Genomic DNA, 26,467 nt, shown 5'->3' with positions numbered 1-26,467 from the left:
CCACGCCGTGCCCTACGGCTTGAGGATCGCGTCGATGCGGGCCAGCTCGTCGGCGTCGAAGTCCAGGTTGCGGGTGGCCGCGACGCTGTCCTCGATCTGCTGCGCGCTGCTCGCACCGACCAGCGCGGAGGTCACCCGGCCGCCGCGCAGCACCCAGGCGAGGGCGAGCTGGGCGAGGGTCTGACCGCGCCCCTTGGCGATGTCGTCGAGCGCGCGCAGCTGTCCCACCAGGTCCTCGGTGACGGCGTCGGAGTTCAGGAACGGGCTGTCGCTCGCCGCCCGCGAACCCTCCGGGATGCCGTCGAGATAGCGGGCGCTGAGCAGCCCCTGCTCCAGCGGGGAGAAGACGATGGACCCGACCTGGAGTTCGTCGAGGGCGTCGAGCAGGCCCTCTTCCTCGGGGCGGCGGTCGAGCATCGAGTAGCGCGGCTGGTGGATGAGGAGCGGGGTGCCCAGCTCGCCGAGGATGCGGGCGGCCTCCCGGGTCTGCTCCGCCGAGTAGTTCGAGATGCCGACGTAGAGCGCCTTGCCCTGCTGGACCGCGGAGTGCAGGGCGCCCATCGTCTCCTCCAGGGGAGTCTCCGGGTCGGGGCGGTGCGAGTAGAAGATGTCGACGTAGTCCAGGCCCATGCGGCTCAGGCTCTGGTCCAGCGAGGACAGCACGTACTTGCGCGAACCCCACTCGCCGTAGGGGCCGGGCCACATCAGATAGCCGGCCTTGGTGGAGATCACCAGCTCGTCGCGGTATGGCCCGAAGTCCGCCTTCAGCGCCTCGCCGAGGGCGGACTCGGCGGCGCCGGGCGGCGGGCCGTAGTTGTTCGCCAGGTCGAAGTGGGTGACGCCGAGGTCGAAGGCGCGGCGCAGGATGGCGCGCTGGGTGTCGACCGGGCGGTCGGGCCCGAAGTTGTGCCACAGGCCGAGCGAGATCGCGGGGAGTTTCAGACCGCTGCGTCCGGTGCGCCGGTAGGGCAGGTCCGCGTAACGGTCGGGGTGTGCGGTGTACAACGCGACTCCAGAGGGGTTGGCACACGGGATACCGGTTCCAGGGAACCGTCGTCCACTCTGTCCGACCTGCGGGCAGTGGTCCAACAGAAGAATCCGATGGAATTCAGCGGCTACGCTTCTCAATCATGGAACTGCGTCATCTCCAGCATTTCATCGCCGTAGCCGAGGACCACCACTTCACCCGCGCGGCCGAGCGGCTGATGGTCTCCCAGTCGGGTCTGTCGGCGTCGATCCGCGCCCTGGAGCGGGAGTTGCAGACCCCGCTGTTCGTCCGCACCACGCGCCGGGTCACGCTCACGGAGGCCGGGCGGGCGCTGCTCGGCGAGGCGGAACGCATCCTGGCACAGGTCCGCTCGGCGCACGAGGCGGTGGCCGCGGTGCAGGGCGTGCTGCGCGGCACGCTGTCGCTGGGCACCGAGCAGTGCATCGCCGGGGTGCATGTGGCGGGTCTGCTCGCCGCGTTCCGGCGCCGTCATCCCGATGTCGAGATCCGGCTGCGCCAGGCCGGTTCGGGCGCGCTGGCGGAGGAGGTCGCGGCCGGGCGCCTCGACCTGGCGTTCGCCTACCGCACGCAGGCGGACACCGACCAGCTCCGCTCCGTATCGCTGACCAGCGAGCCGATGACCGTGCTGTGCCATCCCAGCCACCGGCTCGCGGAGACCGGCGCGGCGGTCACCGCGGACGACCTCGGCGGCGAGGTCTTCGTCGACTTCCACCCGGACTGGGCCTCGCGCCGCACCACGGACGCGGTCTTCGCCACCGCGGGCGTACGGCGGACCGTCGCGCTGGAGGTCAACGACGTGCACAGCCTCCTCGACCTGGTCGACGAGAACCTCGGTATCGCCGTGGTCCCCCAGCATTTCCGCCACAAGCGCGAGGCCCTCACCGCACTCCCCCTGAAGGGCCCCGGCGAGGAGGTCTACGAGACGGTGGCCCTGCTCCCGCCCCCGCAGGCCACCAGTCCGGCGGCCCGAGCCCTGATGACGCTCCTGGAAACCGGTGCTCCGGCCGCATGACGCACGGGGATGCGCGATGGTGGTCGTATGCATGCCAACGACATCCTCATCGACGCGTACGGCCGCGTCCAGGAAGAAGTCCATGCCGCCCTCGACGGCCTCACCCCTGACCAACTGCACGCCCGCCTGGGCCCCGACGCCAACTCGATCGCCTGGCTGGTCTGGCATCTCACCCGCGTCCAGGACGACCACGTCGCCGACGCCGCGGGCATCGACCAGGTGTGGCTGACCCAGGGCTGGGAGAAGCGCTTCGGGCTCGACCTGCCGGCGAAGGACACCGGTTACGGTCACACCTCCGCGAAGGTCGGCAAGGTGCGGGTCGAGTCGGCCGGGCAGCTGACCGGGTACTACGACGCCGTCCACGACCAGACGCTCGCGTATCTGCGCGGGCTGGTCCCGGAGGACTACGAGCGGATCGTGGACGAGCGCTGGGACCCGCCGGTCACGTTGGGCGTACGGCTGGTCAGCGTCCTGTCCGACGATCTGGAGCACGTCGGACAGGCCCAGTACGTGCGGGGGCTGCTTCAGAGCGCGGAGGCGTAACCCGGCAGGACGACGTCCTCGATGAGGGCCTTGCGCTCGTCGTACGGGATGAACGCGCTCTTCAGGGCGTTCACCGTGACCGTGCGCAGGTCCTCGACCGTCCAGCCCGCCTCCTCGGCCAGGAGGGACATCTCGCGCGTCATCGTCGTACCGGACACCAGTCGGTTGTCGGTGTTCAGGGTTACGCGGAAGCCGAGGTCCTTCAGGGCGGTGATGGGGTGCTCGGCGATCGAAGTAGCCGCGCCCGTCTGGAGGTTGGAGGTCGGGCACATCTCCAGGGCGATACGACGGTCACGGACCCAGCCGGCCAGGCGGCCGAGCTTGCCGTCGACGATGTCCTCGGTGATGCGGACGCCGTGGCCGATGCGCTGGGCACCGCACACCTGGAGGGCCTGGTGGATGCTGGGCAGGCCGTGCGCCTCACCGGCGTGGATGGTGAACGGGACGCTCTCGCGGCGCAGGTGCTCGAAGGCGGCGAGGTGGTCGGCGGGCGGGAAGCCGTCCTCGGCGCCGGCGATGTCGAAGCCGACGACACCGGCGTCCCGGAAGGCCACCGCGAGGTCGGCGGCCTCGCCGACCCGGTCGAACATCCGCATCCCGCACAGCAACGTCCGCACCTGGACCGGCGTTCCGGCCGCGGCGGCCTTGGCCATACCGGCGGCGAGCCCCTCCTGGACGGTCTCGACGACCTCGGCGAGCGTGAGTTCGCCGTTGGTGTTCAGCTCGGGGGCGTAGCGCACCTCTCCGTAGACGACGCCGTCGGCGGCGAGGTCGAGGACGTACTCCTCGGCGGTGCGCAGCAGGCCCTCGCGGTTCTGCATCACGGCGAGGGTGTGCTCGAAGGTGGCGATGTAGCGCACCAGGTCACCGGAGTTGGCGGCGTCGAAGTACCAGGCGGCCAGCTCGTCCGGGTCGGTGGTGGGCAGGGTGTGCCCGACCGCCTCCGCGAGTTCCACCACGGTGGCGGGGCGCAGGCCGCCGTCGAGGTGGTCGTGCAGCACGGCCTTGGGGAGCCGGCGGAGGGTGTCGGTGTCTATGCGCGTAGATGACATGTGCGGTCGTTCCTCGGTGGTCGTTCGGCGAGCGGGGCGAGACAGGCGGCGGTACGGGAGTCAGGCGGCGGGCTGGAGCAGGTCCCAGCGGTTTCCGTACAGGTCCTGGAAGACGGCGACGGAACCGTACGGCTCGTGCCGCGGCTCCTCCAGGAAGGTCACGCCCGCGGCGAGCATGCGGGCGTGGTCGCGGGCGAAGTCGTCGGTGTGCAGGAAGAAGCCGACCCGCCCGCCCGTCTGGTCACCGACCCGGGCACCCTGGTCCTCACCCTTGGCACGGGCGAGCAGCAGCCCGGACCCGGAACCGTCCACACCGGGCGGCGTCACGACGACCCAGCGGGAGCCGTCCGGACGGGGCGCGTCCTCGACGAGGCGGAAGCCGAGGGCTTCGGTGTAGAAGCGGATCGCCTCGTCGTAGTCGTCGACGACGAGGGTGACCAGGGCGATGCGGCTCATCGGGGGGTCTCCGTGCGGTTCCGGTCGATGGGATTGACGGGTGAGGTTATACGTAAAACGTCCTGCGCGCCAGTCCGCTTCCGCGAGGCCGCGGCGGGCAGGACTTTGAAAAGTCCCCGAGAGTCACGGGCGGCCGGGCGGGCACACGGGGCGGCGGAGCGAATTCCACCGCTCACCCGCTCCTACGGCCCACCGGACTTCACCAGCCGCCGGTCTTCACGATCGCCGGCCTTCACGCCTCCCCGGATTCCAGAAGGTCCCGCAGCACCCGCTCGTCGTCCGGGCTGAGCTGAGCGACGAAGCGGGCGAGCACCGTCTGCCGGTCGCCGTCCCGGTCGAGCTCCGTGTGCATACGACGGGCCGTGAGCCCCTGCGCGTCCTGCACCGGAAAGTAGGCGTACCCCCGACCCTGCCGCCGCCGCTCCACGACGCCCTTGCCGTGCAGTCGGGTCAGGATCGTCGTCACCGTGGTGCGGGCCAGGCCCGTGTCGAGGCTCAGCTGCACCTCCCCGGCGGTCTGCGGGTCGCCGGCGGCCCAGAGCGCGGCCATGACGGTGGCCTCCAGCTCACCCGCCGGTCGGCGTTCGTCCTTCGCGTCGGCCATGGGAACGATCCTCACCCCGTCTTCGTCTACAGTTCGGTAGACCGTCTACAGAATTGTAGTCACTCGGGTGCCGTCTCGTCACCGCGCCCGAGTGCCCATTTTCGCCCGCCCATTATGGAAGGGACCGTCGACGATGACCGCAGGGCTGCGCACACTCGTCCCCCCGCGCGTGTCGACGGGTTTCCACGCGATACCGGCGCTCCGTCTCCGCCCAGGCCCTACGACGGAAGAGCGCCACGATGTGTCCCCACTCATCCAGGATCCCCGCCGGGATTCCCTCCGCACCCCGTCTGCTCGCCCTGCTCCGCCGCCACCTGGGCCGGGCCGTCGCCGTGACGTACCTCGCCGCGGCGGTGCTGCCCGGCCCCGGCCTGTGGCTCCGGCACCCGCATGCGACGGGCATCGCCGAACTGCCCCTGCGGACACCCCAGTTGCTCCTCGCCCTGGTCCTGTTCGGCGCCGGTCTCCAGGTCCCGCTGCGTGAACTGCGGTTGCTTCTACGGCGCCCCGCCGCCCTGCTCGCGGGCCTCGCGCTGCACCTCCTGGTGCCGCTGCTGATCGTCCCCGGGGTGGCCCTCGCCCTGCGGCTGTCGCCGGACCAGGACGGCGGCAGCGGCATGATCACCGCGATGATCCTCGTCGTCGCCATGCCGGTGGCCGCCGGGGCGACGGTGTGGACCGCGAAGGGGGACGGCGACCAGCCCACGGCCGTCGGCCTGGTGCTCGCCTCCACCCTGGTCAGCCCGCTCACCGTCCCGCTCACCCTGGCCGTCCTGTGCCCGCTGCTCCAGGGCGACTACGCGGGCAGACTCGCCGTGGCCGCCCGGTCGGCCGGGGACGCGTTCGCCCTCACCTCGGTCGTGCTGCCCTGCGCGGCGGGCATCCTGTGCCGGCTGGTGCTGCCCCGACGCGCACGGGACGGACTCATCGGCGTGGCCGTGCCCGCGGCGCTCCCGGGTTCGCTGCTGCTGACGTACGTCAACGCGAGCGGGGTGCTCGGCCCCTTCCTGCGCCATCCGCGCCCGGTCCTCCTGCTGGCGGCGCTCGGTGTCGCCGCGACGGTGTGCGGGCTGTCCTTCACGCTGGGCCGGGTGGCCTCGCGGGCGCTTCGCCTCGACGCCCGGGCGGGTGCATCGGTGACGCTGGCCTGCGGGATGAACAACAGCAGTGCGAGCGCGGTGCTGATCACGACGACCCTGCCCGACCGCCCGCACATCCTGTTGCCGGTGCTGGCGTACGGGCTGCTGCAGAAGGTGGCCGCCGGACGGGTGGTCCGCACAGGGCAGGAAACCGACCCGGCACTGAACCCGGCGCCGATCCGTGTCCGCCAGAGGGAGTGACCAGACGGAATGAGGGACCGGGGCGCCCTCCGGACCCGCCCGTGCCAGGCTGGAGATCACGTCGGGCCCCGCCCCGACGACGCCACCCCCAACCGAGCACCTCCGTACGGGAGTTGAGCGCCATGTCCGCCGAGCTGCCGAAGTCGACCGAAGCCCCGGCCCACCAGAACGTCACCTTCCCCGGACCCGCGCCTCTACCCGGCGAACCACGCCTTCTTCAACGACGGCCGCCCGGTGTACGACGCCGACTCCGCCACCCGCGCCTGGGCGAGCACGGTGCCGTTCCTGCACCAACAGCCGGGCTGACGCACGACTCCTGCACAAGCAGCCGGGCTGACGCCCGACCGCCCTCGGGCCAAGGTCCTACGCCCCTGGCCCGAGGTGCCGCGCGGGCGGCGCCGGTAGCGTCCCGGGCATGACGATCACCGTGCCGCCCCGCGGCCCCGAAGAGCGCAGGCGTGACGTACTGGCCCGGCTGGAACGGGAGTTGGACATCTGGGTGGCCTCGGCGGACGCACACGGGCTGCCCTGTCTGGTGCCGCTGTGGTTCGCCTGGGACGGGCAGGCCGTATGGCTGTCCACCCGGGCCACGAACCCCACGGGCCGAAATCTCAGCGCCGGGCGGCGGACTCGGCTCGCGTTCGCCGACACCCGGGACGTCGTACTCATCGACGGCGAGGCGACGGCCTTCACCGCCCAGGATGTCCCGGCCGCCGCTGCCGACGCCTTCCACGCGAAGTACGACTGGGATCCCCGCGAGGACCGTGCGCCCTACGCCTTCTTCCGGGTGCGGCCGCTCGGCGTCCAGGCGTGGCACGAGGTGCGCGAGCTGCCCCAGCGCCATCTGATGCGGGACGGAACCTGGGTGGTGTGAGCCCGGCCGACCGTCAACCTGCCTTCCGGTGCAGCTCGTTGAGCCGGGTCAACTCGTCCTCGGTCAGCCGGATCGCCCCCGTCGCCACGTTCTCGGTGAGGTGGTCGGGGTTGCCCGTGCCGGGGATGGCGAGGACGTGCGGGCCCTGCGCGAGGGACCAGGCGAGCCGGATCTGGGCGGGGCTGACCTCGTGGGCACCCGCGATGGCCAGCACCTCGTCGTCGTGGGCGGTGGTGGCGCCCTGCGAGCCGGCCTCGCCCGCGATGGCGAAGAACGGCACGAAGGCGATGCCCTGTTCCCCGCAGATCCGCAGCATGTCGTCGGCCTCGGGGCTGGACGAGTCGAGCCCGAACCGGTTCTGCACACTCACCACCGGGGCGATCTCCTGCGCCTCGGCGAGATGCCTGGGCTCGACGTCGGAGATCGCGAGGTGCCGGACCAGTCCCTCCTCGCGGAGTTCGGCGAGCGCGCCGAAGTGCTCGGCGATCGAGTCCTGCCGCATCCGGCGGAGGTAGACCACGTCCAGGTGGTCGCGCCCCAACTGCCGCAGGTTCTCCTCGACATGGCCGCGCAGGTCGTCGGGGCGGGCCGAAGTGCCCCACTCCCCCGAGTAGTTGCGGAAGGGGCCGACCTTCGTGGCGATCACGAGGTCGTCGGCGTAGGGGGCGAGTGCGGTGTTGATGAGTTCGTTGGCGGACCGCAGGGACGAGAAGTAGAAGGCGGCCGTGTCGATGTGGTTCACACCCAGCTCGACCGCCCTGCGCAGCACGGCGATCGAGCGGTCGCGGTCGCTCGGCGTTCCGTGGTGGAAGGCGGCGCTGCCCGTCAGCCGCATCGCGCCGAAGCCGATGCGGTTGACGGACAGGTCGCCGAGTTTCCAGGTGCCCGCGGCGGCCGCGGTGATCTTCTCAGAGGTCATCAGCGGAGTTTCGCACACGTCCGCCGAAGGGCCGACCGCACTTTACGGATACGTGTAGCCGTTCAGGGAGTTGACCGCGGAGGTCGGGTCACCGAGGTCATAGCGGTCCACGGCGAGGAAGTTGGGCTTCTTGCGGGCGGCCGGCTGGCAGAACCGCTGGGCCCGGTCGAGGACCTTGGTGTTGTCGGTCTGTGCCGTGCCGGCGATCGTGGCGTCACGGAAGTGGTTCATGACGAACAGCGGGCGGAACCCCGAATAGGTCTGGGTCAGCGGGACGTTGAGGTCGCTGCCGTACCAGCGGCTGTAACAGGACCAGTCGGAGGAGCTCGCGCCGGAGCCCATGGACCAGTAGTTCTCGACGGTCCAGTCGCGCTGGTACATCACGCCGAAGCTGTCCCGGGTCAGTCCGGCGGACTCGTCGGAGGCGCGGCTGTGGTCGGTGAAGATCAGCAGGCGGTGGTTGGCGGCGATGAGGTCGGCCATCTTCGGCCAGCCGTTCTGCCGTACGCCGGTCTGGTCGGGGCGGTACAGCACGTCGTACAGGCCGTTGACGCGGGCGAGTTCGCTGCGCAGGACGCCCGGGTCGACGTAGTCCTCCAGGAAGACGGTGACGAACTGGTCGGGGTGCGTCTTGAGGAAGTCGACCATGCGCTGGAGGTCGACGTTCAGGGCGACCGGGCTGCTGACCAGGGTGCAGCTGTCGTGGCAGAGGATCGCGCCGTCGGGGGTCTGGTGGATGTCCAGCATGAACCCCCGTACGCCGTCGGAGAGTTGCTGGTTGATGCCGCGTGACTGGTTCGGGAAGAAGTTCACGAAGGGCGGGGCGAATCCGCCGTCGACCCCGTTGGCGTAGGCGTTGTGCGCGGTGAGGAACGTGACCTGGTCCAGGGTGCGTTGGTCCTGGGCGGGCATCGGCCTGGTGGGTGAGGTGATCGGCGTGAGGTACCAGGAGGCGAGTCCGCCGGCGGAGCCGATGGCCAGCTGGGCCGGGTAGTTGGCGCCGGAGGGCTTGGCGGCCACGGTCAAGTAGCTTTCCGCGCCCGGGACTTTGAGCGTGTACTGGTCGCCGCCAAGCGGGGTGATCTGCCAGGCCGCGTCGGCGCTCGTGCAGGCGACGGTCCTGGCCTGGCTGCCCGAGCGGCCCAGACAGCTGCCGGCCGTGTCGGTGCTCTCCAGGACGTACGACGATCCGCTCGGCCGGAGGCTCCACTGCTGGTGGTCCTCGTTGCCCTTGGGGTTGCGCTGCTCCACCGCTCCCCCCTTGTCGGCCGCGTCGAGCCCGGTCGTGGCGCTCTGCACGTAGTAGATGCCGGGGGCGGGGACCGCGTCGGCGGCTCCGGCCGGTGGGGCGACGATCGCCGCCGACAGCGCGGCGGCGACGGCTAGCAGGGCGTGGGGGGTTCGCATGGGTGCCCTTCGGTTCGAGTGTGGTCAGGCTCATGACACAGGAAAGGTGATCGGGCCACACCCAAGCGCCTCTGGTCTGAACCAGTCAAGAGGGGCGGCCCGTCGGCGGAGTGAACGCCAAAGGACGTGACCCGGTCAGCGCGATTTCCTCAACTGCCGCCAGGCCAGGTGGTGATCGAGGAGAGTCTCCTCCAACGGCCGGTAGTCGATGCCGAGTTCCTTCACGCCGCGCCGGTTGTCGACGGCGAACCTGATCCCGAGGTGCTTGCGGATGTAGTCCTGGGTGAGCCCGAACGCCGGGCCGAGGACACGCACCGGCCAGTGCGGGAGACCGTGCCGGGGCAGCCGGTAGTCGCGCGGGAGGCGCTGTCGCAGGGCGCGTGACATGTCGAGGAAGGACGCCATCCGGTCCGCGGCGACGATGTAACGGCCGTGCGCGTCGGGGTTCTCCGCCGCCGCGATGTGCGCGCCCGCGACGTCCCGCACGTCGGCGACGGTGAAGCTGAAGTCGGGTGCCCCGTAGAAGAAGTAGCCCTTGAACAGCTCGTCGAGGAGGAACAGGCTGCCGGAGTCGGAGGCCGGGGTGAGTGAAGGGCCCAGGATCAGGCCGGGGTTGACGGCGACCATGCGCCAGCGGGTCTGCGTCTGTTCCGCGTCCCAGGCGGCGCGTTCGGCGACCGTCTTGGCGTAGTGGTAGGGGTTGTTCTCGACGGTGCTGGTGGTGTTGAAGTAGTCCTCGGAGAGGGTCTCGTCCTTCATCGCGAGTACGTCGACGTAGTCGCCGAAGATCGCGCCGACCGTCGAGGTGAACACCAACTTCTCGACGGTGGGCGTGCGTTCGATGCCGGCGAGGACGTTCCGGGTGCCGGTGAGCGCGGGGTCGACGACGTCCTTCTGGCCGTCCTTGATCTTCTCCGGCATCAGGAACGGCGAGGCCACGTGGAAGACGACCCGGCAGCCCTCCATCGCCGCGTCGAAGGAACCCTCCGCCAGCAGATCGGCCTCGAACAGCCCCAGCGCGCCCGGGAATTGCTCCCCCATGGCCCGCAGCGGCGCGACCTTCGCCTCGTTGCTAAGGGACCGCACGGTGGTGTGCACCCGGTAGCCGCGCTCCAGCAACTGCCGGACCAGATGGCTGCCGACGAATCCGCTGCCACCGGTCACCAACACCGTCTCGCCGCCGACACTCATCCCTGGCTCCGATCACCGTGGCATCCAGCGCGCACGCTACAACGGTGATCAGTCCCGGGTCAGCGTTTCGGTCGCTACGGCTCTCAACTCCCCGTCCCCGTATAGGCGGCGGTGGTCCGGTCGGCGCACTCGCGGGCCACCGTCGCGTCCTCGCCGCTCGCCACGTTCGCCGCGCACCACGCCTCGCTGCTCGCCGTGACGAAGCGGCGGCCCTCCTCGGACGCCAGCCAGGCCATGGCGTCCTCGGGCTTCACGGCAGGGGTGCCCGACAGATCGCCGTCGAGCCCGAGCAGGATCGAGTCCCAGCCGACGCCCACCGCGCCTGGCCCGAACTCGGCCCACTTCGTGTCGTCGACATGGGCGATGTGCTCCAACTCGAAGCGCGTGCCGTCGCCCTCGGGCGTCAACCGGAGCTCGATCCAGCTCACTTCGCCGCCGAACTCCCAGGTCGCGAAGAAGCTCTTGGGCGGGTCGCAGCGCTCGACGGTGCCGCCCGCGTTGCCCTGCAACTGGTATCGCCCGCCCAGCCGCAGTTCGCCGGTGACCGGCAGGAACCAGCGCGGGATGCGCTCGGGGTTGGTGCAGGCGTCCCAGACGTCGTCGGGCGGGGAGTCGTAGGACCGGGCGAGGGTCACCACGCGGGCCTCGCCGGCCTTGAAGTCGCGTCGGCCGACCCGGCGGCTCACGGAGTTGACCTGGTGGGTGACGTCGATCATGGGGTGCTCCTCGACTCGTCGGGGCTGTCGTCGTCGGCCTCGCGGAGCCGGCGCTCGCGCCTGCCCCGGGCCAACTCGGTGGCCAGGGCGTCCAGATGAGGGGTCCAGTAGCGGCGGAACCGGTCGAGCCAGGCGTCGATGTCCCGCAGCGGCTCGGAGTCGACCGCGTACAGGCGCCGGGTGCCGTCCGGCCGTACCGTCGCGAAACCGTTCTCCCGCAGCACCTTCAGATGCTGGGAGACCGCGGGCTGCGTTATCCCGAACTCCCGCCGGACGACATCGCTGACCGTGCCGGCGGACTGCTCGCCCTCGGCGAGCAGTTCCAGGATGCGGCGGCGCACGGGGTCTCCGAGCACATCGAAGGCGTGCATGAGCACCAATGTATCACCAGCCACTTATATAAGCAGCTGGTGATACATACCTCAGACCAGCGGCTTCTCCAGCAGCGCCTTGCGGTGGCTGAACGTCTCGATGGAGTAGCGGCCGTGATAGTTGCCCATGCCGCTCTCCCCCACGCCGCCGAAGGGCAGGTCGGAGACGGTGAGGTGGGCGAGCGGGAGGCCGTAGCCGACGGCACCGGAGGAGGTCTCGGCGGCGATCCGGGCGCGGGTGTCGTCCGAGTCCGTGAAGACGTACAGGGCGAGGGGCTTGTCACGGTCGTTGATGAAGTCGATCGCCGCGTCGAGGCCGGGGACGGTGACGATCGGCAGGATCGGGCCGAAGATCTCCTCCGCCATGACGGGTGCCTTCGGGTCCACGTCGGCGAGGACGGTCGGCGCGATGTACTTGTCACCGCGGTCGCTGCGTCCGCCGACGACGACCCGGCCTGAGTCGAGCAGTCCGGCGAGCCGGTCGAAGTGCCGCTCGTTGACGATCCGGCCGTACTCGCCGGAGGTCTGCGGGTCGGCGCCGTAGGCCTTCTCGACGGCGCTCGCCAGCAGGGGTTCGAGCGCGGCGGCGGTCTCCGGGTCGGTCAGGACGTAGTCGGGGGCGACACAGGTCTGGCCGGCGTTGAGGAACTTGCCGCGCGCCAACCGGTCGGCGACGACGGCGAGATCGGCGTCGCGGTCGACGAACGCCGGGGATTTGCCGCCGAGTTCGAGGGCGACCGGGGTCAAGTGCTCGGCGGCGGCGCGCAGGACGATGCGGCCGACGGCGCCGTTGCCGGTGTAGAAGATGTGGTCGAAGTGCTCGGCGAGCAGGGCCGTGGTCTCGGGAACACCGCCTTCCACGACGGCGACCGCGTCGGTGTCGAGGTAGGCGGGCAGCAGCCGGGCGATGGCGGCGGAGGTGGCCGGGGCCATCTCGCTGGGCTTGACGACCACCGCGTCACCGGAGGCGAGCGCGCCGACGACCGGGGTGAGCAGGAGCTGGACCGGGTAGTTCCAGGGGGCGATCACGAGGACGACGCCGAGCGGGTCGTACTGCGTCCAGGCGGTCGCGTCGGCGCCGACGTGGGCCGGGACGGGCGCGGACTCGGGGCGCAGCCACTCCTCGAGGTGATCGAGGGTGTGGTCGATCTCGCGGATCGTGAAGCCGATCTCGGTGCGCTGGGCCTCGTTGGCGCTCTTGCCCAGGTCGGCGTGGAGGGCGGCGGCGAGGTCGTCGCCGTGCTCCGTGAGCATCTCGCGCAGGCGGCGCAGTTGGGCGGTGCGCCACTCGACGGGCTTGGTGCGGCCGGTGCGGAAGGTGGCGCGCAGCCGGGCCACGATGTCGGCGGGCTGCTCGGGGCTGGACTGGTTCACGGTGCCTCGCTGCTGGTGCGTGGGGGTTCTGGACGGTCAGGTGTATATAGCAACCATTCTTGCACCGGGAAAAATTCCGGTGCGGCCATGGTCACCTTCCGCCTCGCGGCTGTCACATGCGGACGAGTTCCCGGCGGCGGCGTTCAAGGTAGCCGCGTTCCGCCGCGCTCCCGGTGCGGGCGATGGCCGCCTCGTACGCCTGGACGGCCTCGGTGTCGCGCCCCAGCCGGCGCAGCAGATCGGCGCGCACGGCGTGCAGCACGTGGTAACCGTCCAGGTCCAGCGCGTCCACGAGGTCGAGGGCCTTGCGCGGACCGTCGACCTCGGCGACGGCGACGGCCCGGTTCAGGGCGACGACCGGACTCGGGGCGACGGCCGTCAACTGGTCGTACAGCTGGAGGATCTGTCCCCAGTCCGTCGCGTCCGCGGTCGGTGCGTCGCTGTGCACGGCGTTGATCGCGGCCTGGATCTGGTACGGCCCTGGGTTGTTCAGCCGCAGGCACCGCCGGACGAGTGACTGGCCGTCGGCGATCAGCTCGCCGTCCCACCGGTCGCGGTCCTGCTCGGGCAGCGGCACCAGCTCACCGTCCGCGCCCTCCCGGGCGGCCCGGCGCGACTCGATGAGCAGCATCAGCGCGAGCAGGCCGGCGACCTCGGGCTCGTCCGGCATCAGCTCGGACAGGAGGCAGCCGAGGCGCAGGGCCTCGGCGCACAGTTCGGGCGAGCCGGTGTAGCCCTCGTTGAAGATGAGGTAGACGACGGCCAGGACGCCCTCCAGCCGGTCGGGGAGGTCGGCGTCGCGGGGCACGCGGTACGGGATCCGCGCGTCGCGGATCTTCGCCTTGGCGCGGACGAGGCGCTGGGCCATCGTCGGCTCCGGCACCAGGAAGGCGTGGGCGATCCGGGCGGTGGTGAGCCCGCCGAGCAGCCGCAGCGTGAGCGCGACCTGTGCCTGGGTGGCGAGCGCGGGGTGGCAGCAGGTGAAGATCAGACGGAGTTGGTCGTCGCGCACGGGTCCCTCCTCGGCGGGCGCGTCGGACGCGTACAGCTGGGCGGCCTCGGTGTGGCGGGCCTCCCGCGAGGACTCGCGGCGCAGCCGGTCGATCGCGCGGTTGCGGGCGGTCGTGATGATCCACCCGGCCGGGCTCGGCGGCACACCGGTCTCCGGCCACTTCCGCACGGCCGTGGTGAAGGCGTCCTGGACCGCTTCCTCGGCGAGGTCGATGTCGCCGAGGAAGCGCACCAGGACCGAGACCGCTCGCCCGTACTCGGCACGGAACACGGCCTCGATGTCGGTGTCGAACGGCATCAGTCCTCGGCCGTGTTCATGAAGGGGCGCACCTCGACGGGCAGCGTGGTGGCCCAGGTCGCCCGCTTCCCCCACTCCAGCGCCGCGTCCAGGTCGGCCGCCTTGATCAGGCAGAGCCCGCCCAGATACTCCTTGCCCTCGGCGTACGGCCCGTCGGTGATCAGCACGTCACCGTCCTTGGGACGCAGCACGGTCGCCGTCTCCGGCCCGTGCAGTCCACCGGCGAAGACCCAGGCCCCGGCGGCCTCCAGTTCGTCGTGGAAGATCTCCAGCTTGCGGACGATCTCCGCCATCTCCTCGGGCGAGGGCATCTGACCGTCGGTCGGGGTGATCACGCTGAGCAGGTAGTGCTGCATGACGTCCTCCATGGCGCAGGGATTCTCGAACCCTCCGGGGGTTCTCTCACCTCCTACACGAAGGCCATGGTGCCGGATCGACACCTCGCCTCAGGAAACCGGCAGGATTTTCTCCGCGGGCCCGTCCGTCACATCGGCCCCGGTCCCCTCCGCGGGTTCCTGGTCGAGCGCCGCCGTGAGCCGGGCAAGCAATCGTACGAGGTCGCCCTGGTCGTCGATCGCGTCGAGGAGCCGCGTCTGGTCGGCGAGCAGGCGGTGGGCCGCGCGCTGGTGGAGGCCGCGGCCGCGCGGGGTGAGGTGGAGCAGGACGCGGCGGCGGTCGGCCCGGTCGGGGCGGCGGTGGACGAGGTTGTCGGCGACCATGCGGTCCACCAGTTTGGTGAGGCTCGGTGCCGGCATCAGCACCTGGTCCGCGATCTCGGTCATCGGATGCCCCTTGCCGTCGGCGATGACCGACAGGACGCGCCACTGCTCGACCGAGCAGTTCTCCTCGGCCAGGACGACGGTCATGCGCAGGCCCAGCCGCCGCTCGGCGTGACTCAGCAGGTGGGCGAGGGCCGGCGACGGTACGGACGACATTGCCGCTGTCCTTCCGGTAGGTCTACTGTGCGGTTCAGATTACGAGCCTCTGCGAGGGCGCCGGGGCCGGGCCCGGTTTCCGTGCCCTCACGCCCTCACGGAGGTGGTCTGGTGCATCCCCTGCCGCCCGGGCGGATCAGCGGCCCGGTCAGGACTCTGGTCGTGGCGCTGGTCGTACCTCTGCAGGGTCCGGCGGGCGTCTTCGGCCCGTCGTGCGAACTGGCCGCGCAGCTCGCCGTGGAGGAACTCAACGCCACCGGCGGCGTGTTGGGCCGCGAGGTCCGTCTCATCGTGGTGGACGGCGGCGCGCCCGCGGAGCGGGTGGCGGCCGAGGTCGAGGTCCTGGTGTCGATGCGCGCGGTAGACGCGGTGGTCGGCTGGCACACCTCGGCGGTCCGCAAGGCGCTGGTGCCGCGCATCGCGGGCCGGGTGCCGTACGTGTACACCGCGCAGTACGAGGGCGGTGAGCGCACGCCGGGCGTCTTCCTGACCGGCGAGACCGACGCCGCCCAACTCCGGCCCGCCATGCGGCTGTTGGCGGAGGAGACCGGCGTACGGCGCTGGTGCACGGTGGGCAACGACTACGTGTGGCCCCGTGTGACCGCCCGCGCCGCGCGCCGCTACGCCCGGGAGTGCGGCGGCCGGGTGCGGGACGAGGTGTTCGTGCCGCTGGGGACGTACGAGTTCGGGCCGGTGCTGCGGCGCGTCGAGCGGTGCGAGGCGGACGCCGTCCTGATGCTGCTGGTCGGGGACGACGCGGCGCGCTTCAACCGGGCGTTCGCCGCGCGGGGGTTGCACCAGCGGTGTCTGCGGCTGAGTACGCACATGGACGAGAACATCCTGCTGTCCACCGGCGCGGAGGCCACCGAGGGGCTGTGGGCGGCGGCCGGCTACTTCGAGACCCTCGCCACCGCCGAAAGCCTTGATTTCAGCGGGCGTTACGCGGCCCGCTTCGGCGTGGAGGCACCCGTCGTCGGCAGCCTCGGCGAGTCCTGCTTCGAAGGCGTACGGCTGCTCGCGGCACTGGCCGAGCAGGCGCGGTCGCTCGATGTGGGCGCCATGTGCGCGGTGGGCGGCACGGTCTCGTACGAGGGCCCGCGAGGCGTACTGCGTCTGCACGGCAATCACCTCCGCCAACGGCTGTACCTGGCCCGGGCGGACGCCTTCGACTTCGACATCGTCGCCCAACTCTGACCTTCCCACCTGCTCCGACCGAGAGTACCTTCCTTCAGAAATAGTTTCCACAGGAAGCATCGATTAATTCTACGCGCGTCGCCAAAAGAGTTTTAAAAGCCCGTCCATTTAAAGCAGGCGAAACGGTCGGGAAACAATTCGGCGTGACTCTTCCGTCCAACTCCCCCGGGCCGTCCGGGAGATGACCCACACCCGTGGAAGAGGGAAGAGTCGTGACCGAGATCGTCGACAAAGAGGCGCCGGCAACGGCAGCCGGACGGACCTACAACGACTGGGCGAAGAACGACACGCTGGAGGACTACTCGCTGCGCTACGCGCCGAAGTCCTTCCGCCGCTGGACGCCCTACGTGGTGGCCACCACCGCCCTGGGCGGTATCGCGTACCTCGCCGACTTCGCCATCGGCGGTTCCATCGCGATCTCGAACGGCTTCTCCAGCGCCATGGTGGCGATCCTGGCGGCGGCGGTGACGATCTTCCTCACCGGCATCCCGATCTCGTACTACTCGGCCAAGTACTCCATCGACATGGACCTGTTGACCCGGGGCGCGGGCTTCGGCTACCTCGGCTCGACCCTCACGTCGGTCATCTACGCCAGCTTCACCTTCATCTTCTTCGCCCTAGAGGGCTCGATCATGGCGCAGGCGCTGGACCTGGGCCTCCACATCCCCCTCGCCGTCGGCTACTTGATCTGCTCGCTGATCATCCTGCCGCTGGTGATCTACGGCATGACCGCGCTCTCCAAGATGCAGGTGTGGACCCAGCCGGTGTGGCTGGTGCTGATGGTCGCGCCGTTCGTGTCCATCGCGATCCAGGAGCCGGGCAAGTTCTCGCAGTTCACGCACTTCGCGGGCAACTCCCCCACCGGTTCCAGCATCAGCATGCTCGGTGTCGGCGCGGGTGCCGGTGTGGCCCTCTCGCTCATCGCGCAGATCGGTGAGCAGGTCGACTACCTGCGCTTCATGCCCGACAAGACGCCCGAGAACGCCAAGAAGTGGTGGGGCGCCGTGCTTTCCGCCGGCCCGGGCTGGGTCGTCCTCGGCGCGGCCAAGCAGATGGGCGGCGCGTTCCTCGCCTTCTACATCGCCGGCAGCGTGGGCCTGGCCAAGGCCAACGAGCCCATCCAGCAGTACGTGCACGGCTTCAAGACCTTCGCCGCTCCCGTCGCCCTGGGCCTCGCCACGTTCTTCGTGATCCTGTCCCAGGTGAAGATCAACTCGACGAACGCGTACTCCGGTTCGCTGTCCTGGTCGAACTTCTTCTCCCGCCTGACACACCGTCACCCGGGCCGTGTGGTCTACATCTTCCTCAACGTCGGCATCGCCCTGGCCCTGATGGAGGGCGGCGTCTTCGGCTTCCTCAACACGGTCCTCGGCTTCTACTCCAACGTGGCGATCGCCTGGATCGGCGCGGTCGTCGCCGACCTGGTCATCAACAAGCCGCTCAAACTCAGCCCGTCCTACATCGAGTTCAAGCGCGCCCACCTGTACAACTTCAACCCGGTCGGCTTCGGCTCGATGCTCATCGCGTCGGCGGTCTCGATCGCCGCGTACTTCGAGGCGTTCGGCGACTACGGCAAGGCGTACTCCCCCTTCATCGCCCTGTTCCTGGCGATGGTCCTCTCGCCGCTGTTCGCGTACCTCACCAAGGGCAAGTACTACATCGCCCGCCTCGACGACCTGGCGGAGCCGCTGCTCGACGCGGACGGACTCCCCTCGGCCGTCATCCTCAACTGCACTGTCTGCACAACGGACTTCGAGCGCCCCGACGTGGCGAACTGCCCCTTCCACTCCGGCCCGATCTGCTCCCTGTGCTGCAGCCTGGAGAAGGACTGCCACGACTCCTGCAAGAGTGCACCCGGCGCCACGGGCCCGGTCGACCTGGCGATGCCCGCCGTCCGCTCGGCGGACTGACCCCCGCGTTCCCACCGCTCCGGCCCGTGTCCCACGACACGGGCCGGAGCGTCGCGCGTGGCCGCCCGCCCGATCGGCAGAATCTCCCGCATGACCTCCCACTCCCTCGTCACCCGCGCCCGCCGACTCGCGGACGACCTCCTCGCCCCGCACGCCGAACAGGTCGACCAGGAGGGCGTCCCGGCGAACCACATCAAGGCGATCAAACGGTCCGGTCTGCTGGGCGTGAGCGCCCCCGTGGCCTACGGCGGCTCGGCGGCGCCGACCGCGGTGGTGCGGGAGACGGCGGAGATCCTGGCCGGGGCGTGCTGCTCGACATGGTTCGTGCAGACGCAGCACCACACGCCGGTGATGACCCTGGAGAAGAGTGAACTCCCCGTGCGGGAGGGCCTGTTGGGCCCGCTCGCGCGAGGGGAGCTGATGTCCGGGGTGGCGTACGCGCACCTGCGGGCGTATCCGCGAACTCCGGTACGCGTCACCCGGGAGCGGGGCGGCTGGCGCTTCGACGGGACGGTGCCCTGGTACACGGGCTGGGGCCTCAACGACGTCATGCTGCTCGCGGGGGTGACGGACGCGGACGAGGCACTGTTCGCGTTCACGGAGGCCCGGGAGCAGGAGGGGCTGCGGCCGTCCGCCCCGATGCGGCTGGCGGCACTCACGGCGTCCCGGACGGTGTCGCTGGAACTGGACGGCCTGTGGCTGCCGGAGGACGCCGTAGCCCTGCGCGTGCCGTACGCGGAGTGGGCGAGGACCGACCGCCCGAAGCCGACGAACGCGTCACCGGCGGTCTTCGGCGTCGCGGAGGCGGCCCTCGCCCTGCTGGACGACGACACGTCCGGCCCGCTGCGCACGCGTCTCGACAAGGTGCGCACGCAGGCCTACGACCTGGCCGACCACCCGGTACCGCACGAGCACTTGGCGGAACGGCTGGCGCTCAGGACGCAGGCGTACGAGGTGCTGATGACGGCGACCACGGCGGCGGTGGTGGCCGGCGGCGGCAGGGCGCTGTCGTTGTCGAGCCGGGCCCAACGCCTCGCGAGGGAGGCCCTGTTCCTGCTGGTGCAGGGCCAGACGACGGAGTCGAGAAGGGCCCACCTGAGGACACTGGCCGACTCCGCCACGTAGGGCGGGCGAGCGGTCGGCCGCCCTGTCCTCAGGAGCTGTGTCGTGTCGGGCCGTAATTCGGTTGACCTGGCCACGGAGCGACGCTGCACTGTGGCGGGACACCACGGGAGGTGGTGCCGGTATCGGGGAGGCAGCGGCAGCGATGGAGATCCGTCCCACGACCGACGAGGACCATGACGTCTTCGTCGACACGGTCCATGCGGCGTTCGGGCTCTTCCCGGAGACCCCGGTCGAGGGCGGCGGGCTCTGGTGGTCGGCGCTCGAAATGGACCGCTGCCTGCTCGCCCTGACGGCGGACGGGCGGCCCGTCGGTACGGCGGCCACGTACCCCTTCGAACTGACCCTGCCCGGTGAGACCCTCGTCCCGGCCTCCGGGGTGACCGCCGTCGGCGTCCTGCCCTCGCACCGGCGCCGGGGCGTGCTCAGCGCGATGATGCGGCATCAGCTCACCGAGCTGCGGGCTCGCGGGGAGGTCCTCTCCGTGCTGCTGGCCTCCGAGGCCGCGATCTACGGCAGGTTCGGCTACGGACCGGCGACCTACACGGCGCGGCTGACGGTGCCGCGCCACAAGGGCGCCCTCACCGTTCCCCGGGCGCACGGAACGGCCGACGCACCGGGGACCGGTCCGGACACCGGCTCGGTCGAGGTGCTGCGCCGTGCCGAGTGCGGCGAAATCCTGGAAGAGGTCTACGACGGGTACCGCCGCGCCCAGCCCGGCGCCCTGTCCCGGCCGCACCGATGGTGGGCCCTGCGCGCGGGTCAGCCCCCGATCTCGCCGGCGCCGCGTTACGTGGCCGTCCACCGGAACGCCGACGGCGTCCCGGACGGGTACGCCAGCTACTCGATCGGTGAGGGCAAGACCCTGACGGTCGACGAGACCATCGCCACCGACGACGCCGTCTTCACCGCCCTGGCCCGCTTCGCACTCGAACACGACCTGGTCGATCAGGTCGTGTTCAAACACGTCCCGCCCCAGCACCCGCTGCGCTGGCAGCTCACGGACTTCCGCGCCGGCGAGGTGGGCGGCGACACCGACTGGCTCTGGGTACGGCTGCTGGACGTACCGCGTGCGCTGACCACGCGCGGCTGGTTCACGGACGGCGAACTCGTCCTCGCCGTCGACGACCCGTTCCTCGACGAGCACGGCCGCTACCTGCTGACCGTCCGGGACGGCAAGGCCGAGTGCGTCCCGACGGGCCGGGAGCCCGACCTGTCCCTGGACGTGCGCGACCTGGGCTCGCTCTACCTCGGCGGTACCTCCCCGAGCACACTCGTGCGGGCCGGACACATCCGGGCCCACCGCCCGGACGCGGCCACCCGCGCCGACGCCCTCTTCCGCACCGACCGCTCCCCGCACTGCCTGCACTGGTTCTGACCACACGCCAGCAGGCAACGCGGCCCCACCCAGATCACCCGGCGAACGGCACCTGTGCCGCGGAGGCCCGCTGCTCGCCGGCAGGGTGCTGCCACACTCCCTCCGCCGCCAGCCTCGGCAGCACCCCTTCCCCGAACCAGTAGGCCTCCTCCAGGTGCGGATACCCGGACAGCACGAACTCCTCGATCCCCAGCGCCGCGTACTCCTTGATCCGCTCGGCGACCTCGTCGTGGCTGCCGACCAACGCCGTCCCCGCCCCACCCCGCACGAGCCCGATCCCGGCCCACAGGTTGGGATGGATCTCCAGCCCGTCCCGGCTCCCGCCGTGCAGCGCCAGCATCCGCTGCTGCCCCTCGGACTCGCTCCGCGCCAGCCCGGCCTGTACGGACTTCACGGTCTCGGAGTCGAACCCTTCGAGCAGCCGGTTCGCCTCGGCCCAGGCCTCCGCGGATGTGTCACGCGTGATCACGTGCAGCCGGATACCGAACCGGAGCGTCCGTCCCTCCTTCGCCGCCAGCCCCCTGATCCAGGCGATCTTCTCGGCGACCTGGGCAGGCGGCTCGCCCCAAGTGAGGTACACGTCCACGTACTTGGCGGCGATCTCCCCCGCGATCGGCGACGATCCCCCGAAGTACACCTCGGGCACCGGGTCGGGCAGCCGCGCCAGCTTCGCGTCCTCGACGCGCAGGTGCTCGCCGGCCACATCGACGGTCTTCCCGTCCCACAACTGCCGTACGATCTCCAGGAATTCGCCGGTACGACGGTACCGGTCGTCCTTGTCGAGGAAGTCCCCGTAGGCCCGCTGCTCGTGGCTCTCGCCGCCGGTGACGACGTTGAGGAGCAGCCGTCCGCCGGTCTGCCGCTGGAACGTGGACGCCATCTGCGCGGCGAGCGTCGGTGAGACGAAGCCGGGCCGGAAGGCGACCAGGAACTTCAGGCGTTCGGTGTTCTGGCTGACCATCGCGGTGGTGAGCCACGCGTCCTCGCACCAGGCGCCGGTGGGCGTGAGGGCGCCCACGAAGCCGAGGTCCTCCGCCGCGCGGGCGATCTGGCTCAGGTAGGCGACCGTCGGCGGCCGGTCCCGGCCGGAGGCGGTGGCGGGGGTGCCGTGACCGCCGCCCACGACATGGCGGCTGTCCCCGTTGGTGGGGAGGAACCAGTGGAAGGTGAGGGACACGTGGGGTCTCCGATCCGGTCTGTCCTGTAGGGGAGTTAGAGGAGGCCGTGGCGGGGCGGCCTGGTGCCGTTCAGCACGTAGCGGCCGATGTGCTGGATCTTCCAGCGGGCCGGGTCGTGCAGGGTGTGGGTGCGGGCGTCACGCCAATGCCGGTGCAGGTTCAGCGAGTTGAGGGCCGAACGCGTTCCCGACACCTCGAACAGGGCGCCCGCCACCTCCACGGCGGTCTGCGCCGCGTGCACCTTGGCCGCCGCCACCGCGATCGAGGCCTCCGCCGCCGACTCGTCGTTCAGGTCGGCGCGTGCCGCGTCCACGGCCCGGGCCGCCTGGATCAGCAGGGCCTCGGACGCCCTTACCTGGATGGCGAGTTCACCGAACCGCTGGATCAGCAGCGGGTCCTCGGCGGCGGTCTCGACCCCGCTCTCGAACCAGGGGCGGCTCTTCGTCCGGACGAACTCGGCCGCCTCGGCCAGCGCTCCCCCGGCGATCCCGGCGTCGATGGCCGCGTGCAGCAACTGTGCGACGGCGCCGTGGAGTTGGGGTCCTTCGAAGGTGAGGTGGTGCGGCAGGACCAGGTCGGCGGGGACAGCGACGGCCTCCAGGCGGACCGTGCCGCTGGCCGTCGTGCGCTGGCCCATTCCGTCCCAGTCGTCGACGACCGTAACGCCCTCGGCGTCGCTCGGGACGTACGCGACATGGAGGTTGTCGTCCTCGGTGCGGGCCAGGACGGGGATCCAGTCGGCGAAGAGGGCGCCGGTGGAGTAGTGCTTGACGCCGGTCAGCCGGTACGAGCCGTCGGGCTGCCCTGTCAGGCGGGTGCGGATGTCCTGGACGTGTTTGGTGCCGGCCTCCGACTGGGCGTTGCCGAAGCGGCGGCCGGCGAGCAGTTCGCCGAAGAAGAACTTCTGCTGGTCCGGGGTGCCCTGACGGCGGATCACGTTGACGTAGGCGAAGTGGCTCTGCGGGATCTGGGCGAGGCTGCCGTCGGCCGAGCCGAGCAGGCGAAAGATCTCGGCGAGGGTCTCCGCGCCGACGTCGGCGCCGCCGTGCTCGGCGGGCACGGTGACGGCGAGCAGTCCGGAGTCCGAGAGCCGGTCCAACTCGGCGCGCGGGAGCCTGCGTTCGGTGTCGCGCGCGGAGGCCCCGGCGCGGAACTCGTCGGCGAGAGCGGTCGCGAGGGCGAGGGCCTCGGCGTCGTCGGCGATCACGTGGGCGGTCGCACGGGCGGGCTCATGAGCGGTCATGGTGGTCAGCTCGCCGCGGCCAGGAGCGGGGTGCGGCCGAGGGCCGCCGAGAACTGGTCCACCACCTGGGTGAGCGCCTCGGTGGTGGCCGGGGCGACGGTGAGCGAGCCGTCCTCGTGGGCGGTGATGTCCTTGTCGAGGGTGAACCAGCCCTGGACTATATGGGCCGCGCCCATGGAGTTCAGCACCGGGCGGAGCGCGTAGTCGATGGCGAGCACATGTGCGGTGGACCCACCGGTGGCGAGCGGCAGCACGGTCTTGCCGGTGAGGGCGTACTGCGGGAGCAGGTCGAGCAGTGCCTTGAGGACTCCGGAGTAGGAGGCCTTGTAGACGGGGGTGCCCACGACCACTCCGTCGGCGCGGGCGAAGAGTTCGGTGGCCTCGACGATGGCCGGGTGGCGGAAGTCCGCGCCGAGCAGGGCCTCGGCGGGGATGGTGCGGACGTCGAGCGGGATCACCTCGTGGCCCTGGGCGATCAGCCGTTGGTCCAGGTGCCGTAGCAGGCGATTGGTGCGGGAGGAGACGGAGGGGCTGCCGGAGACGGACAGGACGGTGGCCATGGGTCCTCTTTCGGGGAGGTGGGGCGTCCGCACATGTGCGGACGCCCCAGGGCTGGCGGGTCAGGAGTACCAGGTGGGTTCGGGCAGTTCGCCCTCGAGGACCCAGCGGCCGACCTCGCGTCGCTTGTAGGCGACGGGGTCGTGCAGGGTGTGGGTGCGGACGTTGCGCCAGAACCGGTCCAGGCCCTCCGAGGTGGCGGTGGAGCGGGCGCCGGTCACCTCGAAGATCCGGTTGCCGATCTCCAGGGCGACATCGGTGGCACGTGCCTTGACGGCGGCGACTCGTACTTCGAAGTCGCCGCGCGTCTTCTCGGTGACGGCGTCGGGGTCGTCGTGCAGTGTCTGTCCCTCGGCGGCGACGGTGTCGGCGAGGGCCTCGACCGCCCAGAGCTTCGCGGTGAGGTCGCCGTAGGTGTCGATGACGTGGGGCTCGTCGACCGCGCGCTCGTAGCCGCCGTGCAGCCAGGAGCGGGTCTTGGTGCGGGTGTAGGTGGCGGCGGTCTCCAGGGCGCCGGCGGCGATGCCCAAGTAGAAGTTCACGAAGACCAGTTGGATGGTGGGGACGTTGAGCGTGTTGTAGGTGCGCGGCCGGAATTCCTTGTCGACGTAGCCCGCCGCCGAGGACCACGGGGTGCGCACGCCGTCGAGGATGACGCCGCCGCTCTCGGTGAGACGTTGGCCGATGTTGTCCCAGTCGTCGAGGAAGGTCAGGCCCTCGCTGTCGGAGGGCACGATCGCGAAGACGTGCTGGTCGGTGCCTTCCAGGACGCCTTCGAGGACGGTGACGTCGGAGACCTTGCTGCCGGTGGAGAAGGACTTGCGGCCGGTGAAGACGAGGTCGTCGCCGTCCTCGGTGACGGTGACGTCCTTGTCGCGCGGGTTGACGGCGCCGCCGAAGAACCACTGGTTGCGGGCGGCTTCGGCCTCGACGTGCTCCCACTGTTCGCGGGTGCCGACGAGGCGGGCGGCCCAGTTCCACAGGTAGTGGTAGCCGAGGAGTTGGCCGATGGAGCCGTCGGCCTTGGCGATCTCGCGGACGACGCGGTAGGCGGTGGGCCAGTCCTGGCCTCCGCCGCCGTGCTCCGCGGGGCCGAGCAGGGTGACGAGGCCGGAGTCCTTGAGGAGTCGGACCTCGGCGTTGGGGGTGGCGCCGGCCCGGTCGCGGGCGGCGGCGTCGGTGTCGAGGAGGGCGGCGACCTCGGCGGCGCGGGCGATCCAGTCCTGGGCGGACCGCGGGGCCGGGCGGGTCTGCCAGTCGGTGGGCGTGACGGTGCTCATGCGGGTGTCCTCTTTCGCAGTGGGGTGCGATCAGGCGTGCACGGAGACGGACTCGGTCTCGCCGTCGGGGAGTTGGGCTTCCAGTTCACGCACGAGCGGCAGCACCCGCTTGCCGAAGTACTCCACCTCCTCGTGGTAGTGCAGAAAGCCCAGCAGGAGAAGGTCGACGCCCAACTTCTTGTAGGCGACGATCCGTTCGGCGATCTGCTCCGGGGTGCCGATGAGTCCCGTACGGAAGCCGTCGTTGTACTGCACGAGGTCTTCGAACGCGGAGTCCTGCCACATGCCCTTGCCGTCGGCCGAGGACTGTCCGGCCTGCTTCACCGCGGCCCCGAAGCCTTCTACGGCCTCGCGGTCGGCCTTGGCGACGATCTCGCGGAGGGTGTCGCGGGCCTCGGCCTCGGTGTCGCGGGCGATGAGGAAGCCGTTGAGGCCGAACTTCGGTGCGGTGCGGCCGACTTGGGCGGCGGAGCGGCGTACGTCGGCGAGCTGTTCGGTGACGCCGTCGAAGTCCTTGCCATTGGAGAAGTACCAGTCGGAGACGCGGCCCGCCATCGCGCGGGCGGCGGTGGAGTTGCCGCCCTGGAAGATCTCCGGGTGCGGTCGTTCGGGGGTGTTGAGGGGCTTGGGCTTGAGGGAGAAGTCGCGCAACCGGTAGAAGTCTCCGGCGAGTTCGGTGTGGTCCTCGGTCCAGATCTGGCGCAGGGCCTGGATGAACTCCTCGGAGCGGCGGTAGCGCTCGTCGTGCTCCAGCCAGGGTTCGCCGAGCGCGGTGAACTCGCCCTTGAACCAGCCGGACACGACGTTGACGGCGAAGCGGCCGTTCGACAAGTGGTCGGCGGTGGCACCGAGTTTGGCGAGGACGCCCGGGTGCCACAGGCCGGGGTGGACGGCGGCGATGACCTTCAGGCGCTGGGTGGCGAGGAGGAGGGCGAGGCTGAAGCTGGTCGACTCGTGCTGGAACTCGGCGCCGTAGCTGGCCATGTAGCGGACCTGGCTGAGCGCGTACTCGAAGCCGTTGTTCTCGGCGAGGACGGCGAGTTCGCGGTTGTACTCGTAGCCCCAGTCGGTGCGTTGCTCGATCTTGCTGGTGACGAGTCCCCCGCTGACGTTGGGGACCCAGTAGGCGAATTTCACGGGCTCTGCGGGCATGCGGAACTCCTGTTGCGGAATGCGTTTTCGGGCACGCCGAATCCGGCCGGAGCGATATCCGGCGAATGTCAGGCGAGGGCGAAAAGAAAGCGGCGGATCACAGGACGGAGGTGACGGGGATCAGGCCGCGGTACAACAGGAGGCGCTGGAGACGCGCGCGAGGTCGACATGGCGTCGCCGCGTGAGGTCCAGTCGCATCATCATGCCGTCGATCGTGGCAGCCGTCGGCGCGGACCGTCAAGGAAAACCCGACCGGTCTCGTATCGCGGACCATTGAATTTCACGAACGTGTGACAGGGAAACCCTTGAACAGCCCGGGGAATAGGCCGCATTCTGCGGG

At 70.6% G+C, this 26,467-nt stretch carries 26 protein-coding genes and 2 pseudogenes; 9 read left to right on the top strand and 19 right to left on the bottom strand.

The genetic code is table 11. The features are described from left to right. Positions 1 to 12 precede the first annotated feature (12 nt). Complete coding sequence (gene mgrA / locus OG714_RS48285; RefSeq protein WP_406130842.1) at positions 13 to 1,005, bottom strand: L-glyceraldehyde 3-phosphate reductase; 993 nt, start codon at positions 1,003 to 1,005, stop codon at positions 13 to 15. 125 nt (positions 1,006 to 1,130) lie between these two features. Between mgrA and OG714_RS48280 the strand changes: the two genes are divergently transcribed. Continuing rightward, positions 1,131 to 2,021 carry a LysR family transcriptional regulator gene (locus OG714_RS48280; RefSeq protein WP_406130841.1) on the top strand — a complete coding sequence of 297 codons (891 nt, stop codon included), beginning with the start codon at positions 1,131 to 1,133 and terminating at the stop codon, positions 2,019 to 2,021. Positions 2,022 to 2,048: 27 nt separating this feature from the next. Continuing rightward, positions 2,049 to 2,564 (top strand): DUF664 domain-containing protein, encoded by a 516-nt coding sequence (locus tag OG714_RS48275; RefSeq protein WP_406130840.1) that lies wholly within the window; start codon positions 2,049 to 2,051, stop codon positions 2,562 to 2,564. Here OG714_RS48275 and OG714_RS48270 read toward each other — a convergent pair. The 3 genes from OG714_RS48270 to OG714_RS48260 form a co-directional block, all read right to left on the bottom strand. Further along, positions 2,546 to 3,616 (bottom strand): adenosine deaminase, encoded by a 1,071-nt coding sequence (locus tag OG714_RS48270; protein ID WP_406130839.1) that lies wholly within the window; start codon positions 3,614 to 3,616, stop codon positions 2,546 to 2,548. The genes OG714_RS48275 and OG714_RS48270 overlap by 19 nt on opposite strands. A 60-nt stretch (positions 3,617 to 3,676) precedes the next feature. Next, positions 3,677 to 4,072 (bottom strand): VOC family protein, encoded by a 396-nt coding sequence (locus OG714_RS48265; RefSeq protein WP_406130838.1) that lies wholly within the window; start codon positions 4,070 to 4,072, stop codon positions 3,677 to 3,679. 232 nt (positions 4,073 to 4,304) lie between these two features. After that, the gene (locus tag OG714_RS48260; RefSeq protein ID WP_406130837.1) at positions 4,305 to 4,676 is read right to left on the bottom strand and encodes a BlaI/MecI/CopY family transcriptional regulator; all 372 of its coding nucleotides are present in this window, start codon (positions 4,674 to 4,676) and stop codon (positions 4,305 to 4,307) included. A 239-nt stretch (positions 4,677 to 4,915) separates the two neighbouring features. On the opposite strand from OG714_RS48260, the gene OG714_RS48255 reads away from it, so the two are divergent. The 3 genes and pseudogenes from OG714_RS48255 (at position 4,916) to OG714_RS48245 (ending at position 6,890) form a co-directional block, all read left to right on the top strand. Then, complete coding sequence (locus OG714_RS48255) at positions 4,916 to 6,016, top strand: sodium-dependent transporter (RefSeq protein ID WP_406130836.1); 1,101 nt, start codon at positions 4,916 to 4,918, stop codon at positions 6,014 to 6,016. A gap of 177 nt (positions 6,017 to 6,193) precedes the next feature. Further along, a pseudogene (locus OG714_RS48250) lies at positions 6,194 to 6,322 on the top strand (dienelactone hydrolase family protein); the annotation flags it as partial. A 109-nt stretch (positions 6,323 to 6,431) separates the two neighbouring features. Next, on the top strand, positions 6,432 to 6,890 hold the full coding sequence (locus OG714_RS48245) for a pyridoxamine 5'-phosphate oxidase family protein (RefSeq protein ID WP_406130835.1): 459 nt from the start codon (positions 6,432 to 6,434) through the stop codon (positions 6,888 to 6,890). A 13-nt stretch (positions 6,891 to 6,903) separates the two neighbouring features. On the opposite strand, the gene OG714_RS48240 is transcribed toward OG714_RS48245, so the two are convergent. The 9 genes and pseudogenes from OG714_RS48240 to OG714_RS48200 form a co-directional block, all read right to left on the bottom strand. Then, positions 6,904 to 7,809 carry an aldo/keto reductase gene (locus OG714_RS48240; protein WP_406130834.1) on the bottom strand — a complete coding sequence of 302 codons (906 nt, stop codon included), beginning with the start codon at positions 7,807 to 7,809 and terminating at the stop codon, positions 6,904 to 6,906. Between the two features lie 42 nt (positions 7,810 to 7,851). Next, positions 7,852 to 9,216, bottom strand: a complete 1,365-nt coding sequence (locus OG714_RS48235) for a phospholipase (RefSeq protein WP_406130833.1) — start codon at positions 9,214 to 9,216, stop codon at positions 7,852 to 7,854. A gap of 135 nt (positions 9,217 to 9,351) precedes the next feature. After that, positions 9,352 to 10,407 carry an NAD-dependent epimerase/dehydratase family protein gene (locus tag OG714_RS48230; RefSeq protein WP_406130832.1) on the bottom strand — a complete coding sequence of 352 codons (1,056 nt, stop codon included), beginning with the start codon at positions 10,405 to 10,407 and terminating at the stop codon, positions 9,352 to 9,354. A gap of 83 nt (positions 10,408 to 10,490) precedes the next feature. After that, positions 10,491 to 11,123 (bottom strand): SRPBCC family protein, encoded by a 633-nt coding sequence (locus OG714_RS48225; RefSeq protein WP_406130831.1) that lies wholly within the window; start codon positions 11,121 to 11,123, stop codon positions 10,491 to 10,493. Next, positions 11,120 to 11,494, bottom strand: a complete 375-nt coding sequence (locus OG714_RS48220; protein ID WP_406130830.1) for an ArsR/SmtB family transcription factor — start codon at positions 11,492 to 11,494, stop codon at positions 11,120 to 11,122. Before OG714_RS48220 ends, OG714_RS48225 begins: the two co-directional genes overlap by 4 nt. 51 nt (positions 11,495 to 11,545) lie before the next feature. Continuing rightward, positions 11,546 to 12,877 (bottom strand): annotated as a pseudogene (locus tag OG714_RS48215) (aldehyde dehydrogenase family protein); the annotation flags it as partial. A gap of 103 nt (positions 12,878 to 12,980) precedes the next feature. Next, positions 12,981 to 14,177, bottom strand: a complete 1,197-nt coding sequence (locus tag OG714_RS48210; RefSeq protein ID WP_406130829.1) for an RNA polymerase sigma factor — start codon at positions 14,175 to 14,177, stop codon at positions 12,981 to 12,983. Beyond that, positions 14,177 to 14,533, bottom strand: coding sequence for a YciI family protein (locus OG714_RS48205; protein ID WP_406130828.1), 357 nt, complete (start codon positions 14,531 to 14,533; stop codon positions 14,177 to 14,179). Before OG714_RS48205 ends, OG714_RS48210 begins: the two co-directional genes overlap by 1 nt. Positions 14,534 to 14,623: 90 nt before the next feature. Continuing rightward, a complete protein-coding gene (locus OG714_RS48200; protein ID WP_406130827.1) occupies positions 14,624 to 15,112 on the bottom strand; it encodes a MarR family winged helix-turn-helix transcriptional regulator in 489 nt (162 codons plus the stop codon). A 111-nt stretch (positions 15,113 to 15,223) separates the two neighbouring features. Here OG714_RS48200 and OG714_RS48195 point away from each other — a divergent pair, with 111 nt between their 5' ends. From OG714_RS48195 to OG714_RS48180, 4 genes are all read left to right on the top strand, one after another. Beyond that, the gene (locus OG714_RS48195; protein WP_406130826.1) at positions 15,224 to 16,306 is read left to right on the top strand and encodes a substrate-binding domain-containing protein; all 1,083 of its coding nucleotides are present in this window, start codon (positions 15,224 to 15,226) and stop codon (positions 16,304 to 16,306) included. A 212-nt stretch (positions 16,307 to 16,518) separates the two neighbouring features. Beyond that, complete coding sequence (locus OG714_RS48190; protein WP_406130825.1) at positions 16,519 to 18,216, top strand: purine-cytosine permease family protein; 1,698 nt, start codon at positions 16,519 to 16,521, stop codon at positions 18,214 to 18,216. A gap of 90 nt (positions 18,217 to 18,306) precedes the next feature. Further along, positions 18,307 to 19,341: an acyl-CoA dehydrogenase family protein gene (locus OG714_RS48185; RefSeq protein ID WP_406130824.1), complete on the top strand. Its 1,035-nt coding sequence runs from the start codon at positions 18,307 to 18,309 to the stop codon at positions 19,339 to 19,341. Between the two features lie 142 nt (positions 19,342 to 19,483). Then, complete coding sequence (locus OG714_RS48180; RefSeq protein WP_406130823.1) at positions 19,484 to 20,716, top strand: GNAT family N-acetyltransferase; 1,233 nt, start codon at positions 19,484 to 19,486, stop codon at positions 20,714 to 20,716. 34 nt (positions 20,717 to 20,750) lie between these two features. Here the strand turns inward: OG714_RS48180 and OG714_RS48175 are convergent, their stop codons facing one another. The 6 genes from OG714_RS48175 to OG714_RS48150 all read right to left on the bottom strand — a co-directional run bounded on the left by OG714_RS48175 (position 20,751) and on the right by OG714_RS48150 (position 26,325). Beyond that, complete coding sequence (locus tag OG714_RS48175; RefSeq protein WP_406130822.1) at positions 20,751 to 21,893, bottom strand: LLM class flavin-dependent oxidoreductase; 1,143 nt, start codon at positions 21,891 to 21,893, stop codon at positions 20,751 to 20,753. Between the two features lie 35 nt (positions 21,894 to 21,928). After that, the gene (locus OG714_RS48170; RefSeq protein WP_406130821.1) at positions 21,929 to 23,137 is read right to left on the bottom strand and encodes an SfnB family sulfur acquisition oxidoreductase; all 1,209 of its coding nucleotides are present in this window, start codon (positions 23,135 to 23,137) and stop codon (positions 21,929 to 21,931) included. Positions 23,138 to 23,142: 5 nt separating this feature from the next. Then, on the bottom strand, positions 23,143 to 23,697 hold the full coding sequence (gene ssuE / locus OG714_RS48165) for an NADPH-dependent FMN reductase (RefSeq protein WP_406130820.1): 555 nt from the start codon (positions 23,695 to 23,697) through the stop codon (positions 23,143 to 23,145). 60 nt (positions 23,698 to 23,757) lie between these two features. Next, entirely contained in the window at positions 23,758 to 24,975 is a 1,218-nt protein-coding gene (locus OG714_RS48160; protein WP_406130819.1) for an acyl-CoA dehydrogenase family protein, read from the bottom strand. Between the two features lie 30 nt (positions 24,976 to 25,005). Then, positions 25,006 to 26,127 (bottom strand): dimethylsulfone monooxygenase SfnG, encoded by a 1,122-nt coding sequence (gene sfnG, locus OG714_RS48155; protein ID WP_406130818.1) that lies wholly within the window; start codon positions 26,125 to 26,127, stop codon positions 25,006 to 25,008. A gap of 120 nt (positions 26,128 to 26,247) precedes the next feature. Beyond that, positions 26,248 to 26,325 (bottom strand): putative leader peptide, encoded by a 78-nt coding sequence (locus tag OG714_RS48150; protein ID WP_351520955.1) that lies wholly within the window; start codon positions 26,323 to 26,325, stop codon positions 26,248 to 26,250. Between the last annotated feature and the right edge of the window lie 142 nt (positions 26,326 to 26,467).

Source organism: Streptomyces sp. NBC_00989 (assembly GCF_045162655.1).
Classification (GTDB): Bacteria; Actinomycetota; Actinomycetes; order Streptomycetales; family Streptomycetaceae; genus Streptomyces.
Note: the sequence above shows the minus strand (reverse complement) of the source record. Positions and strands in the feature narration are given on the sequence as shown.

Excerpts from the sequence above, each read along its gene's own strand:
- OG714_RS48170 (WP_406130821.1), bottom strand. The coding sequence starts at position 23,137 with ATGACCGCTCATGAGCCCGCCCGTGCGACCGCCCACGTGATCGCCGAC.
- OG714_RS48200 (WP_406130827.1), bottom strand. The coding sequence starts at position 15,112 with ATGTCGTCCGTACCGTCGCCGGCCCTCGCCCACCTGCTGAGTCACGCC.
- ssuE (WP_406130820.1), bottom strand. The coding sequence starts at position 23,697 with ATGGCCACCGTCCTGTCCGTCTCCGGCAGCCCCTCCGTCTCCTCCCGC.
- OG714_RS48150 (WP_351520955.1), bottom strand. The coding sequence starts at position 26,325 with ATGCGACTGGACCTCACGCGGCGACGCCATGTCGACCTCGCGCGCGTC.
- OG714_RS48240 (WP_406130834.1), bottom strand. The coding sequence starts at position 7,809 with ATGACCTCTGAGAAGATCACCGCGGCCGCCGCGGGCACCTGGAAACTC.
- OG714_RS48255 (WP_406130836.1), top strand. The coding sequence starts at position 4,916 with ATGTGTCCCCACTCATCCAGGATCCCCGCCGGGATTCCCTCCGCACCC.
- OG714_RS48260 (WP_406130837.1), bottom strand. The coding sequence starts at position 4,676 with ATGGCCGACGCGAAGGACGAACGCCGACCGGCGGGTGAGCTGGAGGCC.
- sfnG (WP_406130818.1), bottom strand. The coding sequence starts at position 26,127 with ATGCCCGCAGAGCCCGTGAAATTCGCCTACTGGGTCCCCAACGTCAGC.
- OG714_RS48230 (WP_406130832.1), bottom strand. The coding sequence starts at position 10,407 with ATGAGTGTCGGCGGCGAGACGGTGTTGGTGACCGGTGGCAGCGGATTC.
- OG714_RS48280 (WP_406130841.1), top strand. The coding sequence starts at position 1,131 with ATGGAACTGCGTCATCTCCAGCATTTCATCGCCGTAGCCGAGGACCAC.
- OG714_RS48225 (WP_406130831.1), bottom strand. The coding sequence starts at position 11,123 with ATGATCGACGTCACCCACCAGGTCAACTCCGTGAGCCGCCGGGTCGGC.
- OG714_RS48220 (WP_406130830.1), bottom strand. The coding sequence starts at position 11,494 with ATGCACGCCTTCGATGTGCTCGGAGACCCCGTGCGCCGCCGCATCCTG.
- OG714_RS48185 (WP_406130824.1), top strand. The coding sequence starts at position 18,307 with ATGACCTCCCACTCCCTCGTCACCCGCGCCCGCCGACTCGCGGACGAC.
- OG714_RS48235 (WP_406130833.1), bottom strand. The coding sequence starts at position 9,216 with ATGCGAACCCCCCACGCCCTGCTAGCCGTCGCCGCCGCGCTGTCGGCG.
- OG714_RS48270 (WP_406130839.1), bottom strand. The coding sequence starts at position 3,616 with ATGTCATCTACGCGCATAGACACCGACACCCTCCGCCGGCTCCCCAAG.
- OG714_RS48205 (WP_406130828.1), bottom strand. The coding sequence starts at position 14,533 with ATGCAGCACTACCTGCTCAGCGTGATCACCCCGACCGACGGTCAGATG.
- OG714_RS48245 (WP_406130835.1), top strand. The coding sequence starts at position 6,432 with ATGACGATCACCGTGCCGCCCCGCGGCCCCGAAGAGCGCAGGCGTGAC.
- OG714_RS48265 (WP_406130838.1), bottom strand. The coding sequence starts at position 4,072 with ATGAGCCGCATCGCCCTGGTCACCCTCGTCGTCGACGACTACGACGAG.
- OG714_RS48275 (WP_406130840.1), top strand. The coding sequence starts at position 2,049 with ATGCATGCCAACGACATCCTCATCGACGCGTACGGCCGCGTCCAGGAA.
- OG714_RS48210 (WP_406130829.1), bottom strand. The coding sequence starts at position 14,177 with ATGCCGTTCGACACCGACATCGAGGCCGTGTTCCGTGCCGAGTACGGG.
- OG714_RS48180 (WP_406130823.1), top strand. The coding sequence starts at position 19,484 with ATGGAGATCCGTCCCACGACCGACGAGGACCATGACGTCTTCGTCGAC.
- OG714_RS48160 (WP_406130819.1), bottom strand. The coding sequence starts at position 24,975 with ATGAGCACCGTCACGCCCACCGACTGGCAGACCCGCCCGGCCCCGCGG.